General features: G+C 72.7%; 16 protein-coding genes. 5 read left to right on the top strand and 11 right to left on the bottom strand.

Features of this window, described 5'->3' with window-relative positions; all coding sequences use genetic code 11:
* Positions 1–24: 24 nt before the first annotated feature.
* From POF43_RS05665 to POF43_RS05635, 7 genes are all read right to left on the bottom strand, one after another.
* Positions 25–4,578, bottom strand: a complete 4,554-nt coding sequence (locus POF43_RS05665; protein WP_271322628.1) for a DUF6531 domain-containing protein — start codon at positions 4,576–4,578, stop codon at positions 25–27.
* A complete protein-coding gene (locus tag POF43_RS05660; protein WP_271314663.1) occupies positions 4,571–4,744 on the bottom strand; it encodes a hypothetical protein in 174 nt (57 codons plus the stop codon). Before POF43_RS05660 ends, POF43_RS05665 begins: the two co-directional genes overlap by 8 nt.
* 10 nt (positions 4,745–4,754) lie before the next feature.
* Positions 4,755–5,045, bottom strand: a complete 291-nt coding sequence (locus POF43_RS05655) for a hypothetical protein (protein WP_271314662.1) — start codon at positions 5,043–5,045, stop codon at positions 4,755–4,757.
* A 30-nt stretch (positions 5,046–5,075) separates the two neighbouring features.
* The gene (locus POF43_RS05650; protein WP_271322629.1) at positions 5,076–9,443 is read right to left on the bottom strand and encodes an FtsK/SpoIIIE domain-containing protein; all 4,368 of its coding nucleotides are present in this window, start codon (positions 9,441–9,443) and stop codon (positions 5,076–5,078) included.
* A gap of 80 nt (positions 9,444–9,523) precedes the next feature.
* Positions 9,524–9,820, bottom strand: coding sequence for a WXG100 family type VII secretion target (locus POF43_RS05645; protein ID WP_271314660.1), 297 nt, complete (start codon positions 9,818–9,820; stop codon positions 9,524–9,526).
* A 58-nt stretch (positions 9,821–9,878) separates the two neighbouring features.
* Complete coding sequence (locus tag POF43_RS05640; RefSeq protein WP_271322630.1) at positions 9,879–11,222, bottom strand: LysM peptidoglycan-binding domain-containing protein; 1,344 nt, start codon at positions 11,220–11,222, stop codon at positions 9,879–9,881.
* A 787-nt stretch (positions 11,223–12,009) separates the two neighbouring features.
* Positions 12,010–13,521, bottom strand: a complete 1,512-nt coding sequence (locus POF43_RS05635) for an MFS transporter (protein ID WP_271317058.1) — start codon at positions 13,519–13,521, stop codon at positions 12,010–12,012.
* An 83-nt stretch (positions 13,522–13,604) separates the two neighbouring features.
* Between POF43_RS05635 and POF43_RS05630 the strand changes: the two genes are divergently transcribed.
* Positions 13,605–14,006: a MarR family winged helix-turn-helix transcriptional regulator gene (locus POF43_RS05630; RefSeq protein WP_271317059.1), complete on the top strand. Its 402-nt coding sequence runs from the start codon at positions 13,605–13,607 to the stop codon at positions 14,004–14,006.
* Positions 14,007–14,029: 23 nt separating this feature from the next.
* Complete coding sequence (locus POF43_RS05625; protein WP_271317060.1) at positions 14,030–15,025, top strand: phosphotransferase family protein; 996 nt, start codon at positions 14,030–14,032, stop codon at positions 15,023–15,025.
* Between the two features lie 211 nt (positions 15,026–15,236).
* Here POF43_RS05625 and POF43_RS05620 read toward each other — a convergent pair whose 3' ends face one another.
* Together POF43_RS05620 and POF43_RS05615 are read right to left on the bottom strand one after the other, a co-directional pair.
* Positions 15,237–15,485, bottom strand: a complete 249-nt coding sequence (locus tag POF43_RS05620; RefSeq protein WP_271317061.1) for a hypothetical protein — start codon at positions 15,483–15,485, stop codon at positions 15,237–15,239.
* 329 nt (positions 15,486–15,814) lie between these two features.
* Entirely contained in the window at positions 15,815–16,573 is a 759-nt protein-coding gene (locus tag POF43_RS05615; protein ID WP_282704438.1) for a DeoR/GlpR family DNA-binding transcription regulator, read from the bottom strand.
* 73 nt (positions 16,574–16,646) lie between these two features.
* On the opposite strand from POF43_RS05615, the gene POF43_RS05610 reads away from it, so the two are divergent.
* Positions 16,647–18,026, top strand: a complete 1,380-nt coding sequence (locus tag POF43_RS05610; RefSeq protein WP_271325771.1) for an MFS transporter — start codon at positions 16,647–16,649, stop codon at positions 18,024–18,026.
* Between the two features lie 478 nt (positions 18,027–18,504).
* Here POF43_RS05610 and POF43_RS05605 read toward each other — a convergent pair whose 3' ends face one another.
* Positions 18,505–19,092, bottom strand: a complete 588-nt coding sequence (locus POF43_RS05605) for a TetR/AcrR family transcriptional regulator (protein WP_271325505.1) — start codon at positions 19,090–19,092, stop codon at positions 18,505–18,507.
* A 108-nt stretch (positions 19,093–19,200) separates the two neighbouring features.
* On the opposite strand from POF43_RS05605, the gene POF43_RS05600 reads away from it, so the two are divergent.
* Positions 19,201–21,210 carry an enoyl-CoA hydratase/isomerase family protein gene (locus POF43_RS05600; RefSeq protein WP_271325506.1) on the top strand — a complete coding sequence of 670 codons (2,010 nt, stop codon included), beginning with the start codon at positions 19,201–19,203 and terminating at the stop codon, positions 21,208–21,210.
* 48 nt (positions 21,211–21,258) lie between these two features.
* On the opposite strand, the gene POF43_RS05595 is transcribed toward POF43_RS05600, so the two are convergent.
* A complete protein-coding gene (locus POF43_RS05595; RefSeq protein ID WP_282704437.1) occupies positions 21,259–21,639 on the bottom strand; it encodes a VOC family protein in 381 nt (126 codons plus the stop codon).
* A gap of 127 nt (positions 21,640–21,766) precedes the next feature.
* Here POF43_RS05595 and POF43_RS05590 point away from each other — a divergent pair, with 127 nt between their 5' ends.
* Positions 21,767–22,678 (top strand): LysR family transcriptional regulator, encoded by a 912-nt coding sequence (locus POF43_RS05590; RefSeq protein ID WP_271325965.1) that lies wholly within the window; start codon positions 21,767–21,769, stop codon positions 22,676–22,678.
* Positions 22,679–22,724: the final 46 nt, after the last annotated feature.

Genomic DNA, 22,724 nt, shown 5'->3' with positions numbered 1-22,724 from the left:
AGCAAGTGACGCCGTCACGAACCGCTAGGCGTTGCTCTCGGGCCACCCCTTGCCATCGAGCCAGTCCTGGAAGCCGGGTTGATCCGCCCAGTCGACCTTGTCGATGAACAGGTACTTGCGGGGGATGTCACCCTGGTACGCCCACGCGCCGGTCTTCGACGCGCCGCCCAGCACCCCCATACCGTCGGTCTTCAACGTGCCTGACGACAACCAGGTGGGCTCTTTCAGATTGGCCCATCGGATCTTCACCAGGATGCTGCCGTCCTGTCCGGCGTGGCTGACGATCCCCGAAGCGCCGTCAATCCCCTTGGCCGTCTTGTCCCACATGAAGACATGCTGATCATGTCCCATTTTCACGCTGCCGGAAGGAAGTTTGATACCCCGGTTCGCGGCCGTCTGAAGGCCCTGCGTGTCGAGCGAGGAGCGCAGCTGGCCGAGGCCCGCGCCCTCCTTGTCGATGACGATGTGGGTGTACTCCGACACCCCGCACCCCTGGAGGCCGAGAGGATCGATCAGGAGGTACGGGTTGGCGACGTACGCGTGGTTGTTGGGCCCCGCCTCCAGGCCCAGCGGGTCGGGTGAGAGGTAGCTCCCGATCAGCGGATCGTAGTATCGCTGGTTGTTGTAATGCAGCCCTGTTTCCTGGTCTTCGTACTGGCCGGGGAAACGAAGCGGGGTGGACGCTCCGCCGGAATTCCACACGGTCGCCCCCCACAGGGTGCGCTGCTGGCGCCCCGCCAGGGTTCCGTCCTCGGCGAGCAGTTCGACGGGGGCCCCGGTGAGGTCGGTGATGATGGAGTAGAACCGCTGGTCGATCTCCTCCTGCGGCGCGTCGCGAACGGACTCGCGCTCCGTCTGGAGAATCGGGGTGTGGGTTCCCGGCCGGTACTCCCAGGCGGTGACGCGCTCACCGGAATCGGAGACTTCCGCCTGTTCGACGAGGACGGAACCGTTCCAGGTGTACCGGGTCTCGCTGAGAAGGTGTCCGTCGGGTGAGACGTGCTGTTTGCTGACGCGCCGCCCGAACGCATCGTAGAGATAACGCCACTTGCCGCCTTCCGGTGTGGTCACGGAAGTGAGCCTGTTGTCGGCGTCCCACACGTAGTGCCAGCTCTCCGGCTTGCGGGAGATCCGGGTACGGGTGCGTGTCACGATGCGGCCCGCCGCGTCGTAGCGGTAGCGGACGTTGCCGGCCTGGGTGACGCGGGTACCGGTGACCTGCCTGCCGCCCTGGGAACCGCTGTCCAGCGACGGAGCCGCGGCCCCGGAGGGCAGGGACCAGGTGGCCGAGACGATGTTCCCGGCCCGGTCGTAGCTGTACTGCTCGGCCCAGTCCGGACCGGTGACCGCGGTGACCCGGCCGGCCGGGTCGAGCGCGAGGGAACGGTCGCCGGCCAGCAGGTCGTCGACGCGGTGCGGAACACCGTCGTCGCGGTAACGGTACGAACGCCGCTGGATCTGGCGTCCGGGGCCGGTCAGGGACTGGAGCGTGAGGCCTCCGCGCCGGTCCCATTCCTGAACGAGCGAAAGGCCGCCCGGCAGCGCGCGGTCGGTCTCCTGATCGGCTGTGTTGTAGCCGAAACGCCACTGTCGCCCCGCCGCGGTCACCGCGACCGGGCGGCCGGCCGTGTCGAATTCCCAGTCGGTCGCCAGGCCGGAAGGAGTGACGCGGCCCGCGACCCGGCCGGTGCCGTCGAAGGAAGTCCTCACCGAGCGCCCGTTGCAGGTCTCGGTGATCACCCGGCCCAGCGCGTCGCGTGCGAAACGCACCTCGGCCTCCGGGTTCCGGGCCCGGAGCAGATGGCCCGCGGCATCGTAGCCGAAGGACGACCGGATACCGCCCGCCACCCGTTCGGTCATGTTGCCGAGGACGTCGTAGCCGAACGTGGTTTCCTGGCCCGCGGCGTTGGCCTGCCGGATGAACTGCCCGGCGGCGTCGTAGGCGTAAGTGGTGGTGGCTCCGTTGTAGTCGGTCTGGGCCGCGAGCCGGCCCGCGGGATCGTAGTCGTAGTGCCAGGTCAGGCTGCCGTGCCGGACCTCGGTCAGGCGCAGTGCGTGATCGTGGACGAACTCGGTCCGCGTACCGTCGGGCGAGATTTCGGCGGTCACCGAGTCGAACGGGCCGTGCTCGTAGCTGGTTACCGCGCCGGCCGCGTCGACGTAACGGGACAGGTTGCCTTCCGCGTCCCGCCAGAAGCTCTCCGCCTTCCCGTCGGGGCGCGTCCGTGACGCCAACTGGCCTTCGGGTGTCCAGCCCAGGCAGGTGACGCTGCCGTCGGGCAGGGTGACCCGGGTTACCTGGCCGCGGGCGTCCAGCTCGTACCGTGTCCGGGCGCCGTCCGGGGTCGTCACCTCCACCGGGATTCCCATGGCGCCGCAGACCACCTCGGTGACGGAGCCGTCCGGGCCGGTCACGCCGGCCAGGTGGCCGGCTTCGTCGTACCCGAACCGGGTGACGGACCCGTCCGGGCCGGTCGTCGAGGTGCGGTTGCCGCGTTCGTCGTACTCCTGCCGCCAGGTGCTGCCGTCCGGATTGGTCATGACGGTCCGCAGGCCGCGGCTGTCGTACTCGGCTGTGGCCCGGCCGCCGTCGGGCGCCGTGATCACGGTGATGTTGCCGTGCGCGTCACGGGTGTACCGGGTGACCCGGCCGAGGGGGTCGGTCTCCGCCGTGACGTTCCCGCGGGCGTCGTACTCCCGGTGGTTCGTGTGGCCGAGGGCGTCGGTGAACGCGGCCAAGCGGCCGGGCCCGGTGAATTCGTAGGTGGTGGTCGCGCCGCTGACGTCCGTCCAGCGGGTGACCCCCGGCTCGTACACGAACGTTCCCGACAGGGCGCCGCCCGGTCCGTCCCCCGCCACGCACCGGCCGTGCTCGTCGTAGGAGTACCGGTAGAACTGCTCGTTGCGGTCCTGCCACCCGGTCAGCCGTCCCTCGGGGTCGTAGGAGAACCGCAGCGGCTTCCCGGACGCGTTGACGACCCCGGTCAGGTTTGCGTGCTCGTCGTACACGTACCGCCGCAGCGGCTCGTCCTCGCCGGCCAGGGTGAGCGCGGTGACCAGACCGTCGGTGACCGTCACGTCGACCCGGTGGCCGCCGGAGTGCGTCACCGCCTGCGGGGCCCCGAAGGCGTCGTACGAGAAGGAGATCCGGTGCCCCGTCCGATCGCTCACCGCGGCCAGCGGGAAACTGCCCGCCGCGGCCTCCTCGGCGTCCGCCGGGCTCCGTTCGAACGTCCAGGTGAGCCCGCGCCGGGGGTCGTGCACCTCGTACGTCCCGTTCGACACCGGCCGTAGTGTCCATACCGGTCCGGACTGCGGCAGCACGGCCTCGTCACCGGTCGGAAGGGGCCAGGTCACGACCCGGCCGTCGGCGAACGCCCCGCGCACCCGCCCGGCGCTCACCACGAGCCGCTGGTCGAGCGAGGACAGCCAGCCGGGCCCGAACCAGCGTCCCGTCCGCCAGGACGAGCGGTGGGTCCGCTCGATCACCAGCGGCAGGATTCCCGGCAGCGACACGTCGGTCTCGGTGGTCAGCACGTCCCCGGTGGCCACGTCCACCGGGTCGCCGTTCGTGCACGCCTCGTCGTTCCCGTAGGACGCGCCCTTGGACTCGCCGGCGGAGGACATCCCGTCGGCGTCGGTCAGGTCCTCGATGTCGGTAGCGGCGCCGCTGCCGCCCTCCTCGACGGCGTCGCCGCCGCGGACCGCCCCGGTGAGGGACTTCAGGCCGCCCTGGATGGCGGGACCGAGGATCTTGGCGCCGCCGAGGGTGACCAGGCCGGCGATCGCCATGCCGAGGTCGGCCCAGGAACCGCCGCCCAGCGCCTTCAGGCCGATGTTCGCCGCGAGCGTCACGCCGGCGACCGCCACGGTCGCCGCGAACACCGCCTCACCCACCCCGGGGATGACCAGGGCGATCACCGCCAGCGCCATGCCGATGTAGGTGAGGACCTTGATCAGGATCTGCAGGAACTTCTTGAACGCGTACTTGAAACGGTCCCAGCCCGAGTCGGTGAGCCCGTCGTTGAAGCCCTTGCGGATCGTGGCGGCCGCGCTCTGTCCTGCCTCGTCCAGAGCCGACAGGACGTTGGCGAGCTTCTGCTTGGCGGCGTCCAGACGGCCGGCCGCCGCGTCGGTGGCCGTGGTCTTGTCGGTGTTGGCCTGTTCCTGCTGGGTGGTCAGCTGCCCGCCGTCCGACGCGGTGGCCTTGGGCATCGCGTCGGCCGCGCGCTGGGCGGCGTCCGCGTCGATCGCGTCGTCGAGCGCCTGGGAGGACCCCAGGAGTGCCGCGTCCAGGGCCGGCCGGTAGTCGCCGAGCGCGCTCACCACGGCCTCGTAACGGCCGACGACCTGGTCGAGGTCCTTCGCGACGTCGCCGGAGGACGAGCGCAGTTCGTCGGCGTACTTGCCCTGCAACGACTCGCCCGAGGCGATCCGGGACAGCCGCTGCCCCTCGGTGCGCATCGTCTCGGCCAGCGACCGGAAATACGCCAGCCGCGAGTCGATCTCGGGGAGGTCCGCGACGACCGGGTCCGACGGCCGGTCGAGGAGGTCCCACGGCCCGGGACGCTCAGGCATCCTGCTGTCCTTCGTTCGTCAGGCGTTCCGTGTCGGCGTCGTGCGCGGACAGGACGACCTGGAGCAAGCGCCATCGCCCTTCGGCGGGAGGCGGCGTATTCACCGGGCCCGGCTGCGGCCGTCCGGCCGGCTCCGGCCAGGTCTCGGTCTCGATCTCGATCCTCATCGGCTGGCCCCTACTGGCTGTTGTCGACCTGAAGACTGTCCGCGAGCTGCTTGTCGGCGTCGTTCCACGCGGAGCACGCTTTGTCGACGCGGTCACTCAGCTTGGACAGGCGCGACTGGATCGCGTCCCGATGCACGTACCAGTTGTTGGCGAACGCGTTCATCGCACTGGCCACGTCCGACTGCCCCCAGACCCCCTGGTCCTCCTTCGCGTTCTTCTGGGCGTTGTTGTACTCGTCGAGAATCGCCTTCAGATCGCGGTTGGTGTCGTCGAGACTCGCGTCGACGATGAGATCCGCCATCCGTCACCCTCCTAAGTCCGGTCGCACCGCTCATTCGATGAGGCGGGGCACCTGCAGCGTGAGAAGTTCGCCGTTGCCGAGGTGTACGAGCGCGCGACCGGGCGTGACCGGACCGTTCGTCAACGACCGCGAAAGGCGCACGCCCAGCAGGTCGCCGTCGAACGGATTGCGCGGACTGAGCAGCGCACCGCGCTGGTTGTTGCGGATGTCCGTCTGCCACCCCGAGAATCCGCCGCCGACCTCCGCGGCGTTCCCTCCCAGGACGACCGCTCCCCCGGCTCCGGCCGAGTTCCTGATCCACTCGCGCAGGAACGTCAGTCCCGAGCTGTCTCGCACGAGTTCACCGTCGTCGATGACGAGCACGACGGGTCCGGCGTCCGTGCGAAGGGCCTCCTGGAGCTCCTCGGCCGGCGGCTCGGTGCCCGTGAGGATCGCGCGGACCCCGGGCTCCCCGGTGAAGTGCGACTCCAGCGGCGAGCGGCGCGGCAGGAGCAGAACGGTCTGCGCCCCGGCGTCCAGCAGCGAGCGCGTCATCACCGCCAGCAGATTGCTGCGCCCCGAGCGCGGCGGGCCGGCGATGAGGAAGGTCGGCGCCGGCCCGGCGAGATCCGTACCGACCGTCGTGAGCTGGTCCCCGCCGACTCCGATCATGGCCCACAGCGGATCGTCGTGCGGCTCCACCGGATACCGCTCCGCCTCCTGCCACGTCAGGGTCGAGGGCAGCAGGTCGACGCGCAGCGGACGCAGGCCGAGGGGCACCTCGCGGTCACGCTCGCGGGCGCGCACGGCGATCTCGTCGAGCGCCTCGGCCTGCGCGGACGCGCTGGGATCGGCGGCGAGGAGGGCGATCTGCGCCTCCTGGCCGGTCACGGCGCGCAGCATGCGGCCGTCGGGGATGCGTTCGGGAAGCTTGCGCGGGTTGAGGTTGGCCATGGAGTAGTCGCTGCGGTCGGCGAACCGCAGGACCCACTTGTCGTCGGTCAGCACGCCGATCCGGCCGGAGAACAGCGAGCGGTCCCCGGCCAGGACGAGGTGCAGCCCCGCGCCGGCGCCTTCGCGCAGGAAGGTGAGCACCTGCTCGACGAACACCCCGCCGTCGAGGTCGCCGTAGCTGCTGGTGAAGTTCTCCCACCGGTCGAGCAGCAGGACCAGGTGCGGCAGCCGGTCGCCCGGGGCGGCCTGGCGCCGCTGTTCGCCGATGTCGGCCACCCCCAGGCGGCCGAACAGCTCCTGCCGCCTGGTCATTTCGGCCTGCAGGCGGTCGAACAGGCGGGTCAGGCGCTCGCGTTCACTGCGCTGGACGACCGCTCCCGTCTGCGGAAGACGCGTCAGCGGCAGCAGGGCGCCGTTGCCCATGTCGATGCCGAACAGGTGCAGGTCCGCGGTCGAGATCGCGTCGGCGAGGCTGCCGGCGATGGTCCGCAGCGCCTGGGAGCGCCCGGTGCGGGAGGCGCCGGCGATGAAGAGGTGACCGAACTTCGACAGATCGACGGTGACCGGACGCTGTGCCTGTTCGCTCGGCAGGTCGCCCAGGGCCCACGGTACGGCCGGCAGGGCGCCGTCATCCGGTTCGGGTCGGGCGTGTGCGGCGAGCAGGTCGGCGCGGGTGACCGATTCCGGCAGCGGCGGCAGCCACGGTGAGTGGTTGGCCGGCAGCCCGAGTCGACCGGCCGCGTCCCGGGCCGCTTGGACCAGCCGGGTCAGGTCGGTGTCCTCGCCGTCCTGGGCGTCGTGCCGCGGCGCGGCGGGCAGCGGGTAGCCGGCGGTCGCCCAGCTCAGCGGAGCGACGAAGGGCGCCGGCACCGTCCTGGGCCCCCGGGCGACGGCGACTTTGCTGCGGCCGCCGACCCGTGCCGTCTGGAACGGGATGAGCGAGGCGTGTCCGAGGCGTACGAAGGCCCGGCCGGGGGTCGAGGCGGAGATCTGGGCGGCGTCCGGTACGCCGATGATGTCGCTGCTGTCGGCCGCGTCGGTGACCCGCAGCGATATCCGCAGGTTGGTGTTCGCGCGAATCTCCCCGGACACCACTCCGGAGGGGCGCTGCGTGGCGAGGATCAGGTGGATGCCCAGCGACCTGCCGCGCTGCGCGATGTTCACCAGGCCGGCGACGAAGTCGGGCAGTTCGCGGACCATGGACGCGAACTCGTCGATGACGATGAGCAGTCGCGGCATCGGCTCCGCGTCGCGCCGGGAACGGGCGTCGAAGTAGTCGTCGATGTCCTTCGCCCCCACCGCCGCGAGCATGTGCTCGCGCCGGGTGAGTTCGGCACCGAGGGAGGTGAGTGCGCGTTCGACGAGGTGGGCGTCGAGGTCGGTGACCATGCCGACCGTGTGCGGCAGGCGCACCGCGTCCTTGAACGCGGCGCCGCCCTTGTAGTCCACGAGCACGAAGTTCATGGCGTCGGGCCGGTTGGCGACGGCCAGGCTCGCCACCATGGTCTGGAGCAGTTCCGACTTGCCCGCGCCGGTGGTGCCCGCGACCAGCCCGTGGGGACCATCGACGACGAGGTCGACGGAGAACAGGCCGTCGAAGGAGACGCCCAGCGTCGCCCGCGTGCTGCGGGCGCCGCCGGCCCAGCGGGACAGGAACTGCTCGGGTGCCAGCGGTTCGAGGTCGAGCACCTCGGTGAGCCGGGCGGCCTGCGGAAGCGCGGCGTCGTCGTCCCCGCCGGTGTCGCGGATCGGGGCGAGCGCCCGGGCGGTGCGTTCGAACCACTCCTGGCCGATCACGTCGAGGCGGGTCCGGTGGCTGCTGTCCTGCGGAGTACGGCGCAGGTCGGCGCTGCCGTCGGCGTGCACCACGGCGACCGCCGTGGCCTCCTCCGGCAGGGACCGCTCGTCGTCGTCGACGCAGATGCTGTAGATGCCCACTTCGGGGCCGTCGCGCAGGATGACGGCCGCGCCGGGGTAGCTGCGCAGGCGCCGGACGCCGTCCCAGACGACCACGACGTCGGGTCCGAGCCGGGGGTGGCGTCCGGGAGCCCCGGACACCTGGGTCTGCCGCTCGCTGAGCAGCCGGCCGAGTTCGGCCACCCGCCGTCCGATGGTCTCCGCGTTGTTGCCGACCGTGGAGCGGGTGTCCTGCCCGAAGGCGGGGGCGAGATGCGGCAGCCACGCCGTCCAGCCCCACTCGGCGCTGCTCCGCCCCGCGGTGAGGAGGACGATCTGCGCGTCGTGCGGGCTGTGCAGGACGGCGACCTGCGCGAGGAGCCATTCGACGACAGGACGGGTCCGGGCAGGAGCCCCCGCGACGCCCAGGACGCCGGCCGTCTTCAGCGAGACCGCGAGCGGGACGTCGTGCAGGGTGGCCGGGAGGCGCCGGCGGTACTCGCGTTCCTCCCTGGCGTCGTCCACCATCACGGAGCTGGGAACGTCGCCGGTTCCCACCCGCAGCAGGAGGTAGTCGGCGTCGGCGAAGCGCCGCTCCCACAACCGCGATTCGGGCACGGACGCGATCCGCCCGAGGTCGACCGCACTCGGCGCCGACGTCAGCAGCGAGATCCGCTCCGCCACGTTGCCGGCCTCGATGTCGGCCTCGATGCGGGCGAGGGTCGCCTGGTAGTCGGCCGTCAGGGACCGGTGTCCGCGCCGGCCCCGTCGCCTGGCGGACAGGGTGTTCGCGATGACGACGACCGGCGACAGCGCCGCGACCGCCAGGTAGGCGTAGGAGTGGAACAGGACCGCGGTGACGAGGGCCCCGACGACCGGTACCAGGGCCCCGACCCACGGCAGGGCACTGGTCTGCGGCGCCGCGGGCGGGGCCGGGATGCGGAACTCGCTCTTGGCGGAGACGCGTACCGTGCGCGGCGGACGGTTGAAGTCGAAGCCGCCGGCCTCGGCGTCGGGTTCGAGGACGGCGTCGGAGTCGGTCACCGGTCGCGTCGCCAACAGGCAGTCGGCGATGACGAGTTGGGCGTCGGGGGGCCAGGCGGTGAACTCCTCGGTCAGCGGTGTGCCGCCGATCCGCGCGTCGATGTCCGGCGACGTCGTGCGGACGCGGGTGCGCATCGTGACGTCCACCTGGACGATCAGGGCGCCGTCGGGAACCGGGGCGAGCCGGCCGCCGATCGCGTGCTCTCCCGGTCCGAGCCTGACGGTGTTGCCGGCCCCGGGGCCGCTCGCGATGCCCACGTCGAGCATCCCGGCGGCCGGTTCCGGGGACCGCGGGAGCCCCCGGACGTCGAACACCGCTCCCTGGCGCACCCCGGCCTCACGCAGCGACGCGTCGTAGCGCACCTCGCGGTCGGCGACCCGGACGCGTCGCTCGCCGTCCGCCGCGCCCGTGTCGTCGCCGCCCATCCGGCGCACCAGATCGCCGACGGTGTTGTCCTGGTCGGCGTCCACCAGGAAGTCGCGCGAGTCATCGTCGCCGTGACGCAGGGAGAGGGCGATACGCAAGATTCTTGGCCTTTGGTCGGTAGCCGCGTCGAAGAAGTCGTGCGGGTCCCGCCGCACACGACGGCGGGACCCGCTTCCCGTTATTTCTTGAGCGCGTTGGCCAGGTCGCTGTCCGTCTGGGCGAGCGCGTCGGCCGCCTTGTTGAGGTAGGTGGCCATGCCGGAGAGGCCGGAAATGGTCTTGTTCGCCCCGTCGTTGAACTCCTGGTAGGAGTTGTTGAACGCCACCGAGGACTTGTCGGTGACGTAACCGCCCGAGACCAGCGATTCGATGAGGGACTTGAGCTGGGTCAGTTTCGACTTGATGTCGTCCTCGCCCTTGCCCAGCTGCGAAGCCGCGTCGTGCATGTCCTGGTACGTGACGTTCATGTTGGGCATGTGGTCCTCACCTGTCGTCTCGAAGGCCGCGCCGGGGTTGCCGCATCGGCGCTCGGGGTCAGTTGCCGGCTCGGAAGAGCGGGCCGCGGCGGGGAGTGCCGGCGGAAGCGCTGTAGCGGATGTCGGGAAGGAACCCGCTGGAGAGCACACCGCCGTCCGCGGTGAACTTCCAGGTGGCCACCGGCGCGTTGCCCCTGATGAGGATCCACGCGGTCGTGGCGGAGGCGAAGCGGGCCCGCAGCGCGGCGGTCTGAGAGCGCGACGGGGGTTCTTCGAACACGATGAGCGCCCGTTCGCCGGTGTCGAGGTCCGCGAGGAGGCTCTCGGCGCTGTCGAGATTCGGTTCGCTGCGCGCGCTGATCCGTGCGACGCGTACCGGCGCCGACCAGGGATTGGTGGTCAGCTCCGCGATCCACGCCTCGACGATCTCGTCCACGGCGCCCTTCGGCCCGTCGATCGAGATGGGGCCGACCGCCTGGTCGAGGTCCAGCAGTACCTTGCCGTCGTCCGACGCGCCGAGCATCACCAGCCCGGCGAAGGAGTGCCGGTCGCTGTCGCGGACGTTCGACGCCTGGAGCGCCGCCAGTCGCGCGCTCCACGTCCGCCCGTCCCGCGACGCCGTCCACCCCGCGGGGGCCTTGGCCGACGGCTTCGACACGGTGACCTTGACCGACACGGCGTCCACGGTGACGAGGTAGACGCCGGGGAACGCGATGTCCTCGTCGTCGCACGCGGTCGTCAGCGCTTTGAGCGCACGGTCGATGGTCCAGGCCGAGGACCGGTCGACCTGCGTCGCCGGCCCGGCCTTCTTCGCGGCGGGCTTCCTGCGGCGCCGGACCAGTACGACCGCGACCACGGCCGCGGCGGCGACGAGCACGGTCGCGAGCACGATCCACAGCACGGCCGACGACCCGTGGGACGCGGGCGACTTCGACGCCGCCGGTGCCGTACTGCCGGCTTGCGGCGTCGGGGTGGCCGAGGCGACGACCTTGGGCAACGGGCCGGACTGCACCCCGGAGCCCTTCGCGTCGCTCGGCAGGACGAGGACCCACCCCGGGAGCACGCCGGTCGGGCTTTGCAGCGAACCCCCGCCGGGCTGCGGCCGGCCCTTGTTCAGGCTGAAGATCTGCGTGTAGCGGTTGCCGTCACCGAGGAAACGCTGCGCGATCTCGAAGAGGAACTCCTTCTGACCGCCGTAACTGCTGCGCACGACGTAGTACTTGACCGAGCCCGCGGGCGGCGTCGAGTTCTCCGCGGCCAGGTCCCGCAGCTGAACCTGCGCGGCAGCGCGATCACCTCCGGTCGATTGCCCGTTGGCCAGGCCGGCCAGGGGCAGGCAGACGAGTACGGCGATGGCGAGTCTGCGCACGACGCGCCGCCCGAAAGATCCTTCGTGGGTCACACCCATCTCCTCCGATGGCTGACGATGGGGGACGGACTGCCGCCGCGTACGGCGGACACCGGGCCCGGGGCCGTCATCAGCGCGACGCCGCCGTCGCGTTCTCACGTCTTCGCTGGCACTGCTCGCATGGGGGCGCAATGAGAATCCGGGTGCGGGGGGTGGGGGGCAGATGGCTCCGCCACCGGGCACGCGATTCCCGCACCGGGACGGAGTCCAACCCACTCTACAACACGGGGGTTTTCCCTAACTGATGCGATGTCAAGACGTGTGTGGCCTTGCGTTGGACGGCGTCAGACGGTAATTCGCCACCACCGGGGGGCTGCTGAGGCCGTTCGGGCCGCGCGGGCCGGACAGGGGTCGGCGGGAGCACCGGCGAGGGCGTGGCCGACGTCGCCGTTACGGCGCCGGGGCCGGGGCCGCTGTGACGATGCCGCCGCGCCGGGGCCGACCCGACCGTCGACGTGCACGCGGCGGTTGACGCGGTGCCGGCCTGACGTCCGTCGCACACGCAGGGGTTGGCGCGGTGCCGGCCCGACGACCGTTGCGCACGTAGCGGTTGCGCGGTGCCGGCCTGACCGCTGCCGTGCACGCAGCGGTTGGCGACGAACCGTGCTGCCTCAACCACCGCCGCGCACTCAGCAGTTGGCGCCGACCCAATGCCGCCTCAACCACCGCCGTACACCCAGCAGTTGACGGCGAACCGATACCGCCTCAACCATCGCCGTACACCCAGCAGTTGGCGACGTTGCGCCGGACGGCACCGTGGGCCGTCCGGCGCGGGCAACGGTCAGGTGGCGAGGGCCGGTTCGGTGTCGGGGCGCTTCAGCAGGCGGAACGCGGTGGCCACGAGCGCCAGGAGGGTGACGCCGGCGACCACGCCGATCGCCGGCCGCATGCCGGGCAGCAGTTGGTGGTGGTGGACGGCGACCGATCCGGAACCGCTGAGGACGGCGCTGACCACCGCGAGCACGACCGCCGAGCCGATCTGGAGGCTGGTGTTGAGCAGTCCGGAGGCGAGGCCCTGTTCGTGGTCGGCGACACCGCTGGTGGCCTGGACGCTGACCGAGGGGGCGCACAGGGCGAAGCCGACACCCAGCAGCAGCATGGTCGGGAGCATGAAGTCCAGGTAGGACATGGACGGGTCGACGCGCAGGAAGAGCAGGTAGCCGACGATGAGGGCCAGCATGCCGGCGAAGATCAGCTTGGTGGTGCCGAAGCGGTTCAGGATGGCTCCCATGCGCGCGGCGCTGGCCATGATCAGCAGGCCGGTCGGCAGGAAGGCCAGCGACATGCCCAGCGGCGACCAGCCGAGCGAGTTCTGCACGTACAGCGTGACGACGAACTGGAAGCCCGCGTAGCCGCCGAGCATGGCCGCCGCCGAGAAGTTGGCGTGCAGCAGGGTGCGGGAGCGCAGGATGGCCAGCCGTACCAGGGGGCGCGGGTGCCGGCGTTCGACGGCGACGAAGACCGCCATCAGCACGGCGCTCAGCACGAGCAGGCCGATGGTCTGCGGACTGCCCCAGCCGCTGCTGGGGGCCTCGACGACGGCGAAGACCAGCACCAGCAGGGCGACGGTGCTGCTCAGTGCGCCGATCAGGTCGAACTGCTGGAGGCTGACGCGTTCGCGCACCGAGGTGGGCACGACCCGCCAGCCGATCAGGACCAGGGCGATGGCGATCGGCCCGGGCACGAGGAAGGTGACGCGCCAGCCGAGTTCGGTCAGCAGGCCGCCGATGACCAGGCCCAAGGAGAAGCCGCTGGCCTGGCAGGAGGTGTAGATGGTCAACGCCCGGTTGCGCGCCGGGCCTTCGGCGAACGTGGTGGTGATGATCGACAGTCCGGCCGGCACGGTGAACGCGGCCGCGGCGCCCTTGACGAAGCGCAGCACGATGAGCAGGACGTCGCTGCTGATCACACCGCTGAGCACGGAGGCGGCGCCGAAGACGGCGACCGCGATGAGGAAGATCTGGCGGCGGCCGAGCAGGTCGCAGGCGCGGCCGCCGAGCAGCAGCAGGCTGCCGAAGCCCAGGATGTAGCCGCTGACGATCCACTGGAGCGAGCTGGAGCCCAGGTGCAGGTCGGTGCCGATGGACGGCAGGGCGACACCGACCATCGACATGTCGAGCCCGTCGAGGAAGAGTGCGCCGCACAGGACCACCAGGAGCAGCCAGGTGGCCGGCTTCCAGGCGAGGTCCACGATCTCAACGGCCTTGGGGGCGCGGAGGCCGGGGCCGGACGCGGTCGCGTCCCCGGTTCGGGGCGAGGTGGGGGCGGGAGTGCCGGTCTCGTTTGGAGTCACCCGGACATCATGCACACGCATCTAATGCGCTCGCATGTAATTCGCATACATGTAATATGCATGGTTATGCTACGGTTTGGCTCGTGACGCAGCGTACCGACGACGAGCTCGCGACCCAGTGGCACGACCTCATGGGTCGCTACCACCGCACCACCTGCGCGCTGGACCGTACCCTCACCACCCTGCACGGCCTGACGGCCAGTGACTTCGAGGTGCTGCAACAGCTGCACGCCTGCCGGCTCGGCGAGCCGGTGCGGATGGGCGAACTGGGCGAGCGGGTGCACCTCAGCCAGAGCGCGCTGTCACGGCTGATCACCCGCCTGGAAGGCGCCGGCCTGGTGGAACGCGGCACCTGCGCGGACGATCGCCGCTCCGCCTGGACCCGCGTCACCGACGCCGGTTCGCGCCGCTTCCTGGAGGCGAGGCCCACCCAGCGCGCTATCCTGCGCGAGCGGATGACGCCGTCGGCCGACGCGCCCCGCTAGCGGGTCGAGGTCCGGGGGGACGCATGGAGTTCACGCCGATCGAGCGCGCCCCCGGAGCGTTCCAGCGGACGGTGACCGCCGAGGAGATCCGGGCCATGGCGCGGCGGGCGTTCGGGGCGGGGGTACGCGTGCGGTCCGCCGTGGAGCTGGGGCCCGGGTCGTACAACAGCGCCTACCGGGTGGACGTCGGCGCGGAGCGCGCGGTGATCCTGCGGGTCGCGCCGGAGCCGGCCCGGCAGTTCCGCATCGAACGGCAGTGGATGCGCAACGAGTACGCGGGCGTGCCCTACTTCGCCGTCATCGCGCCGCTGCTCCCGCGCACCTTGGCGGCCGACTTCACCCACGCGGTCATCGGACGGGACTACCTGTTCCAGACGCTGCTGGACGGCGTCCCGGCACCCGAGGGCCTGCGTGCCTGTCCGCGGGCCGAGTGGGCGCCGTTCTTCCAGGGCCTGGGCACGATCGCGCGCGACATCCACACCGTGCGCGGCGACCGCTTCGGGCCGATGGCCGGACCGGGGTTCGCCACCTGGGGCGAGGCGGTCGTCGCCACCTTGCGGGACACCGCGGCCGACCTCGACGACGTCGGCCTGGACGCGTCCGACGTGCGCGAGGTCGCCGCCGCCGCGGTACGGCACCGCGCGCTGCTCGACGAGATCACCGAACCCCGGCTGCTGCACGGCGACTTGTGGACGGCCAACGTGATGATGGCCGGCGGCGCGCCGGTCCCCGCCATCACCGGTGTCTTCGACTGCGACCGGGCCTCGTGGGGCGACCCGGAGGCCGACTGGACGATCTTCGTGGCCGGCCGCACCCGCCCCGAGCAACGGCGGGCGTTCCGGGAGACCTACGGGCCGCCGGCGTCCACCCCCGAGGCGGAGCGGCGGGCGTTGTTCTACCAGGCCCAACACCTGGGCGCCGTACGGCTGGAGCGGCACCGGTTGGGCAGGACCGACGACATCCCGGCGTCCTACGACGAGATGCGGGACGTCATCTCCCGCTTGCGCACGGCATTCTGACGCTCAGTCATGCAACGGGGCCGCGAAAGTGGCTGAGCGGCGTAATATCCGGCGCCTCGTCGGACATGGTATTGACGGCCCGTCAGGCGCGCTGTCCCGCGGAGCCCCTGGCCCACCGGATCACGTCCCCTTCATGGGACGGGTGCGGAACGCGGCGCGGGAGGGGTCCGGTACCGGCCGGGCCCCTCCCGCGTGGTCTGCCGCGCGGGGACTACGCCGGGGGGACGACCGGGTTGACGGGACGGCCGCCCATCGGGTTGGCGGTGGCGATCGAGGCGCCGGCGGAGCAGGCGAGCGACTCGTGGGCGGCGGCCTTGAGGATGCTCGCGTGCAGCGCCTGCGCGCTGACGCGGGGGGCGGCGTGGGTCTCGGCCGCGTTGGCGGTGCCACTGCCGACCAGGGCGGCGGCCAGCAGCGTCGCCGCCACTGCCGCGGTACGGACGCCTGTGGTGCGCTTCATCGTGTTCCCCTTCACGTACGCCAGTGGGACGGAACTCGCAGGCATCGTCACGAACCGGCGCCCTGGCTGGAACTGTAGAAGAGTGACAACTTCGGCGGGAGGGGTATTTCGAGATTTCTCCCGCCACACCGTGGCAGGAAGATGCAGCCCCGGACCGCGGCCTCAACGGAATCCAACAGTCCGTCAACTCCGCCCGGGCCAGGGGCGTTCAGTCATGTCCGGTCCGGATCGCGGGACTTCAGCCGTGTGCGGCCGCTCCCCCGCCGCCCACGAGGCGCGGGCGGGGCGACGGGCGACGCCCCGCCGAATGCCCGCGCCGGTGAGCCGGCTCAGACCGTGCGGACCAGGACGCCCGCGGCGGTGAGGGCCGCGGTCTGCTCGGCGGGGGCGGACGCCTCGGTGACCACGGCGTGCAGGGCGGTGGCGGGGGCGACGTGGGCGAGGGCCGCGCGGGAGAACTTCGCCGCGTCGGCCACCGCGATCACCCGGCGGGAGACGGCGATCGCGGCCCGTTTGACCGCGGCGTCGGCCAGGTCGTAGGCGGTGAGGCCGTCCTCGGCGGTCAGCCCGCAGCAGCCCATCACGGCGGTGTCGAAGCGCAGCGACGCCAGGGACGCCTCGGTCAGCGGTCCGGTGAGGGCGAGTTCGCCGGGCCGCGGCTGGCCGCCGGGGACCAGCAGGGTCATCAGGGGCGCGGCGGCGAGCGCGTTCGCGGCGTGCAGGGACAGCGGCATGACGGTGATGCGGCGATCCACCAGCGCCCTGGCCACCTCCAGGCAGGTGGTGCCGCTGTCCAGCACCACGGACTCGCCGTCCGCGATCAGCCCGGCGACCTCGGCGGCGATGCGGCGCTTGGCCTGCTGCCCCTCCTGGGACCGCAGGCCGAACGGCGGTTCCTCGCCGCGCAGCAGCAGACTGCGGGCACCGCCCCGGTAGCGCTCCAACACGCCCTGTTCGGCGAGGAGTTCCAGGTCGCGGCGGATCGTCATCTCCGACGCGCCGGTCAGCGCCGCCAGCTCCGCCACGCTCCGGTGGCCACTGCCGCGCAGCGCGTCGGTGATCTGGTGCAGTCGCTCCGTGCTCGCCATGCGCGCTATTGAACATCAGGCATGTTCGAAAGACCATCTTATGAACGTCAAATCTGTTTGATACGGTCGCGCCATGGACAGGACACTGCGCGCCGGGCGAGCGGCCACCTTCGCGTTCTTCGCCCTCAACGGCTTCGTGCTCGGCATGTGGGTCGTCCACATCCCGGCCGTGGAGGGCCGCACGGGGATCAGCCACGCGGTGCTGGGCTGGCTCCTGCTGCTGCTCGGCGGCGGCGCGTACGCCGGCATGCGGGTCGCCGGTCCGCTCGCCGACCGGTTCGGCGCCCGGCGGCTCGTGCCGGCCGGCGCGGTGCTGACCAGCGCGGCGGTGGTCCTGCCCGGACTGGCCCGCGGCCCCTGGACGCTGGCCGGCGGGCTGCTGGTCCTCGGCCTGGGCAACGGATGCCTGGACGTGAGCATGAACGCCCACGCCGTCCAGGTCGAACGCGGCTACGACCGGCCGGTGATGTCGGCGTTCCACGCGGTGTTCTCCATCGGCGGCGTGGCCGCGTCCCTGATCGGCGCGTGGGCCCTGGGCCGGGGCTGGAGCGCGCCGGCGACGCTGGCCGGGGTCGGCGCCCTCGGCCTCGTGGCGACCGCGCTCGCCACGCGGGGCCTGCTGCGGCCGGCGGGAAGGGGGCCGGGTGCCGGGAGCGCCGGGGACGGCGCGGCCGACGGGATCGGGGGCGAGGTCGCGGCCGGCGGGGTCGGGGTCGGCGACGCGGGGCCGGCCGTGGGCACCGGCGCCGGGACCGGCGCGGTCGACGGTGCGGCTGTCGGGCGTCCTGTCGGGGACACCGTCGGGGACGCGGCCGGGGATGTCACCGGGGCGGGCGCGGTCCGGCCGGCGGCGTCGGGGCGCGTGTGGGCGCTGGCCACGCTGGCGTTGATGCTGATGCTGAGCGAGGGCGTGGCGAACGACTGGAGCGTGCTGGACCTGCGGGACGTCCTGCACGCCCCGGCCGGCACCGCGGCGCTGGCGTTCGGGGCGTTCGCCACCGCGATGACGGCCGGCCGGCTGGTCGCCGACCGGGTGTCGGGCCGCTTCGGCCCGGTGGCCGTCGTGCGGTACGGCTCCTGGCTCGCGGCGGCCGGCCTGGCCGCCGTGACGCTCACGCCGTGGGTTCCGGTCGCCCTCGTGGGCTGGACGGTCTTCGGCGCCGGACTGTCCGGTTCCGTACCGCAGTTGTTCAGCGCGGCCGGCCGCGTCGACCCCGCCGCGGCCGGCGCCAACGTCTCCCGCGTCGCCGGCCTCGGCTACCTCGGCATGCTCGCCGGCCCGGCGATCATCGGCCCCCTCACCCACTTCCTCCCGCTCCAGCACACGTTCTTCCTCCCCGTCGCCCTCTGCGTCGCCGCCGGCTGCACGGCCCCGGTACTGCGCGCCCGCACCGGCACCCCGCACCCCGCCGGACGGGAGCCGCTGCCGGCGGCGGACCGGACGGCGGGGTGACGCGGGGGCGCGACCGGGTGGGGGGCGGTGGTCGACGGCGGGGCGAGGTCGACGGCGCGGTCGGGCAGAGGTGCGGTCGGCAGAGGGCGGTGGGGCCGTTCCGTCCGTTCGGGGCGGCCGTCCGCAGCGGGCGGGCGGTTCGGGACTCGGGATGCGGCGTCCGCGCCCAACAGCGTGTCCTCCGCAGCCGAGGCGTACCGCCCGGGGCCGGGCGGGCGTTGTCCAACGCCCATGACCTGCCGTCCGCGTTCGCGACGCACCGTCCGCAGCCGGGGTTTTCACCGTCCGGCGCTCGGGACGCACCGCCCGCGCCGTCGGGCATCCCGTCCGCCGTGCGAACCCGTCGGGATCTGCCCGTTGCCCAGGCACACCGCCCCCGCCGGCCGGCGTGCCCTCCGCAGCCGAGGCGTCCCCCGCCTCCGGCGGCTACCGTGCGACCCGCCGCACCGCCACCCACCTCGCCGGTTCCACCACCCCGTCAAGGCGCTCCCCGCCCGGGAACCGCCCGCAGGCCGTCCACCAGTAGTTGGACGAGGCGGTCGGCGCGGTCCTGCCAGCCCGGGCGGTCGGTGACCAGGCAGAAGCCGGTCATCGCCAGCACCAGGTCCTGGGCCTGGGCGCCCGTCCGGAAGACGCCCGCCGTCTCGCCCGCGTCGATGAGGCGGTCCATCGCCGCGTGGACCCGGTCGTGGCTCGGCCGGAAGAGCGCCGAGTCGCTGGTCATGACGATGGACTTCATGGCGACGGCCATGCCGCGCTTGCCGCCCACGTAGCCGATGAACCGCCGCATCCACGTCACCAGCGCCCGGTCGGGGGGCTGGTCGGCGAGCAGGTCGGCGACACCGTCGCAGAGCAGGTCCACCTCGCGGAGGTAGACGCCCGCGATGAGCGCCTCCCGGGTCGGGAAGTGCCGGTAGAGCGTCGCGATGCCCACCCCGGCGCGTCGGGCGACCTCCTCCAGGGCGATGTCGACACCCCGTTCGGCGAAGACCTCCCGTGCCGCGCCGACGACGGCCTCCCGCTTGCGGCGGGCGTCCGCGCGCAGCGGTCGCGGTACCTCGGTCATCCGGCCCCTCTCGCCAAACGGAGGAATCTTCCATAAGGTTAAGTGGAAGATTCTTCCACTTACTGTCAGATGATATCCGACCGCCGAACCTCGCGGAGGCCCGAAAGCATGGCGGAGCAGCACGGGGCGGTGCGCTGGGAGCGGGACCGCGACGGCATCACCGTGGTCGTCCTGGACGACCCGGGGCGGACGTCCAACATGGTCAACGCCCGGCACTACGACGGGCTCAACGCCTGCCTCGACGACCTGGAGGCCCGCCGCGCGACGTTGCGCGGTGTGATCGTCACTTCGGCGAAGCACTCGTTCTTCTCCGGGCAGGACGTCGACTTCGGCGAGATCCCGCCGCAGGAGATGGCCGGCCTGTACGGGCTGCTGGTCCCGGTCCGCGACCAGTTGCGCCGGTTGGAGACGCTCGGCCGCCCGGTGGCCGCCGCACTGACCGGTTCGGCGCTCGGCGGCGGTCTGGAGATCGGCCTGGCCTGCCACTACCGCGTCGGTCTGGACGCGCCGGGCGTCTTCTGGGGGCTGGCCGAGACCGGCATGGGACTGATGCCCGGCGGGGGCGGCGTGGTCCGCGCCACCCGGATGTTCGGGGTGGCCGCCGTCGTCGAACGGATCGTCGGCCCCGGCCCGGTGTACCGCCCGGCGGAGGCGCTCCGGGCCGGGCTCGTCGACGAACTCGCGCCCAGCCGCGAGGAGGTGATCGCCCGCGCGCGGGCCTGGATCGCGCGGCAGCCGGCCGCGGATGACGGCGGGCCCGCACGGCAGCGGTGGGAGCAGCCCGGCTACGTGATCCCCGGCCGGCCGCCGGGCACGCCGCGGTTCGACGCCGAGGTCCGGGCACTGGCCGCGACGTTGGACGCCCTGCCCGGCAGCGCCTTCACCCCCGCGCCGCGCGCCGTCCTGACGGCGGCCGCCGAGAGCGTGCGGCTCGACGCCGACGCCGCCTTCCAGGCCGAGACGCGCCACTTCCTCGACCTGCTGGAGACCCCGGCGAGGGCCAACATGTCCAAGGCCTTCTTCTTCGACGCGCAGTCGATCGCGAACGGCGCGGCACGCCCACCGGGACATCCGCCGTGGCGGCCGGAGCAGGTCGCGGTACTCGGCGGCGGAACGCTCGCCACCGACATCGCCGACCGCTGCGCGCGTGTCGGCCACTCCGTCCGGCGGAACGCGACCGGGGACTGCGATCTCGTCATCCACGCCGATGGCGACGACGGGTCCGGGGCCGGGGCCGATACCGGCGCCGGGAGGATGGTGATCGGCGGGGTCGAGGTGGGCCTGCGGCTGTTCGTCCCGACCGGGCGCCCGCCGCTGCTGACGGTGTTCTTCGAGGACGAGTCCGCGCCGCTGGTCGAGATCGCGTGCCCCGACGGCACCCCGGACTCCGTGGTGGCCCAGGCGTTCGACGTGGCGGCGGGTCTCGGGATTCCCATGGTGGTCCGGGGCACCCGCACGTCGTTCGTCGACCGGCTGCGGCGGGCGCTCCGGGCCGAGATCGACGCCCTGCTCGCGGAGGGCGTCGATCCGCACACCGTCCAACGGGCCCGCGCCTACGCCGGGTTCACCGACGCGTCACCCGTGGCACCGCCGGCCCCGGACGCGCCGGCCCCCTCGGCACCGCATCCCGTACGGCCGCACCCGGAAGCGCGGACTCCCGACGCACCGCGGGCCGGAACGGCCGAACCGGGTTGCCCGCTGGACGAGTTGGCGGAACGGCTGCTGATGGCCGGTGCGGTCGGGGCCCGACGCGCGATGGCCGACGGGATCGTCATGGCGGAGGCCGACGCCAACCTCGGCTCGCTGCTGGGCGCCGGCTTCCCGTCGTGGACGGGCGGTGTGGTCCAGTACGCCGCGAGCCGTCCGGGCGGCCCCGCCGCGTTCACCACCCGCACCGCAGAACTGGCCGACCGCCACGGCGAACGGTTCCGCCTCCCCGGGTCGCCGATGCCGGTCGCGGCGCTGGCTCCGGTCGCGGCTCCGGCGGAGGCAACGACTCCTGCGGAGGCAACGGCAACGGTCACGGCTCCGGCATCAGCCCTCTCGCCGGACGCGAGCACGGCAGCAGTCACGGCTCCGGCGCCGGACGCGCGCCCGACCCCGGACAGGAACGCCTGATGCTCCCGGCGACCACCTCGCCGCCGGCCCGCCCCCGCCCCTCCCCCGTCAGTGCGCCGCTCGCCGCACCCGCGCCAGCGTCTCGGCGTTCCACTGGACGTACTCCATCTCCACGCCGTCCGGGTGGCGGGCGTAGAAGCCGCGGCCGGTGGGGGAATCGAAGGACGGGACGGTGAACTCGGCGCCGAACCGGCGGGCGGTCTCGCGGGCGGCGTCGAGGTCGTCGACGATCAGCGGGCCGACGGTGGGCCGGTACCGTTCGAGGGCCTCCTCGGGGCCGGCGACCACGCACAGGTCGCCGATGGTCGCGATCTCCAACTCCGCGAAGTCGACCCGGAGTTCCTCCGGGTGCCCGTGCAGTTCGCGCAGGCAGGACAGCGTGGCGTCCATGTCGTGGGTGAACACGCGGGCGTAGGTCCTGATGATCATCGGTGGCCTCCTGGTCGGCGGATCGTGCGGTTCCCACCTCACCGCCCGGCGGCCCGCCCATCCGCCGTCATGTCTGACACGATCGCTGCCGATACCTGCCAGGTATGGCCGGAGGTAGGCTCGGTGCGTGGAAGCACGTCATCTGCGGTACGCGCTCGCACTGGCCGAGCATCAGCACTTCGGCCGGGCGGCGAAGGCGGTGGGGATCGCGCAGCCACCGCTGTCGAAGCAGATCGCGCAGTTGGAGGGCGAGGTGGGCGCCCGGCTGTTCGACCGGACCGCGCGCGGGGTCTTCCCGACCGCGGCCGGCGAGGCGTTCCTGGCCCGGGCGCGGCGGGCGCTGGCCGAGATGGAGGCGGCGGCCGGCGACGCGGAACGGGCCGCCCGGGGTGAGACCGGCCGGCTGCGGCTCGGGTTCGTCGGCTCGGCGCTGCTCGAACTGCTGCCGTCCGTACTGAACCGGTTCTCGCGGGACCACCCGCACGTACGGCTCCAGGCGGCGGAGATGTCGACGGCCCGTGGCGGGCGGGCGCTGCTCGACGGTGAACTGGACGTCTGCGTCGGGCGCGGCGCACCGCGCGGACCGGGCGCACGGGAGATCGTGACCGTCGCCGTGGGCCGTGACCGGCTGGTCGCGGTGGTCGGTGCCGCCCACCCCTACGCCGGACAGGCCGCCGTGTCGGTGGGTCAACTCCGCGAACAGCACCTGATCACCGCGTCCGCCGAGGAGGAGCCGGCCACCTTCGCCCGGCTGCGCCAGGCCGGGGGCGACGGGGTGTTCACCCACCGGGGCTGGACCGGGGCGCGGGACGTGCACACGATCATGGGGCTGGCCGCCTGCGGTCTCGGCGTCGGCCTGGGGCCGGCCTCGATGCGCGCGGCCCGGCGGCCGGACACCTGGATCTGCGACGTCACCCCGGGCGTCGTGCTGCCCGACCTGGTGATGTCGTTCCGCGCGGACGACGCGTCCCCCGTGCAGGCGGCGTTCCTTGCCGTCACCCGTGACCTGTGCCCGCACGTCGGCGCGGCCCTCGGCTGACGTCCGCGTTCCCTCCCGGGCCGGCCCGCCGCGCCAACCGGCCCCG

This window comes from Streptantibioticus silvisoli, assembly GCF_027947535.2.
In the GTDB taxonomy this organism is placed as follows: domain Bacteria; phylum Actinomycetota; class Actinomycetes; order Streptomycetales; family Streptomycetaceae; genus Streptantibioticus_C; species Streptantibioticus_C silvisoli.
The sequence above is the reverse complement of the archived record's forward strand: the minus strand, read 5'-3'. Positions and strand labels throughout refer to the sequence as shown.

Coding starts and splice junctions, on each gene's coding strand:
- POF43_RS05605 (WP_271325505.1), bottom strand. CDS start 19,092: ATGACCGAGGTACCGCGACCGCTGCGCGCGGACGCCCGCCGCAAGCGG.
- POF43_RS05600 (WP_271325506.1), top strand. CDS start 19,201: ATGGCGGAGCAGCACGGGGCGGTGCGCTGGGAGCGGGACCGCGACGGC.
- POF43_RS05595 (WP_282704437.1), bottom strand. CDS start 21,639: ATGATCATCAGGACCTACGCCCGCGTGTTCACCCACGACATGGACGCC.
- POF43_RS05660 (WP_271314663.1), bottom strand. CDS start 4,744: ATGAGGATCGAGATCGAGACCGAGACCTGGCCGGAGCCGGCCGGACGG.
- POF43_RS05610 (WP_271325771.1), top strand. CDS start 16,647: ATGGACAGGACACTGCGCGCCGGGCGAGCGGCCACCTTCGCGTTCTTC.
- POF43_RS05645 (WP_271314660.1), bottom strand. CDS start 9,820: ATGCCCAACATGAACGTCACGTACCAGGACATGCACGACGCGGCTTCG.
- POF43_RS05655 (WP_271314662.1), bottom strand. CDS start 5,045: ATGGCGGATCTCATCGTCGACGCGAGTCTCGACGACACCAACCGCGAT.
- POF43_RS05615 (WP_282704438.1), bottom strand. CDS start 16,573: ATGGCGAGCACGGAGCGACTGCACCAGATCACCGACGCGCTGCGCGGC.
- POF43_RS05665 (WP_271322628.1), bottom strand. CDS start 4,578: ATGCCTGAGCGTCCCGGGCCGTGGGACCTCCTCGACCGGCCGTCGGAC.
- POF43_RS05620 (WP_271317061.1), bottom strand. CDS start 15,485: ATGAAGCGCACCACAGGCGTCCGTACCGCGGCAGTGGCGGCGACGCTG.
- POF43_RS05625 (WP_271317060.1), top strand. CDS start 14,030: ATGGAGTTCACGCCGATCGAGCGCGCCCCCGGAGCGTTCCAGCGGACG.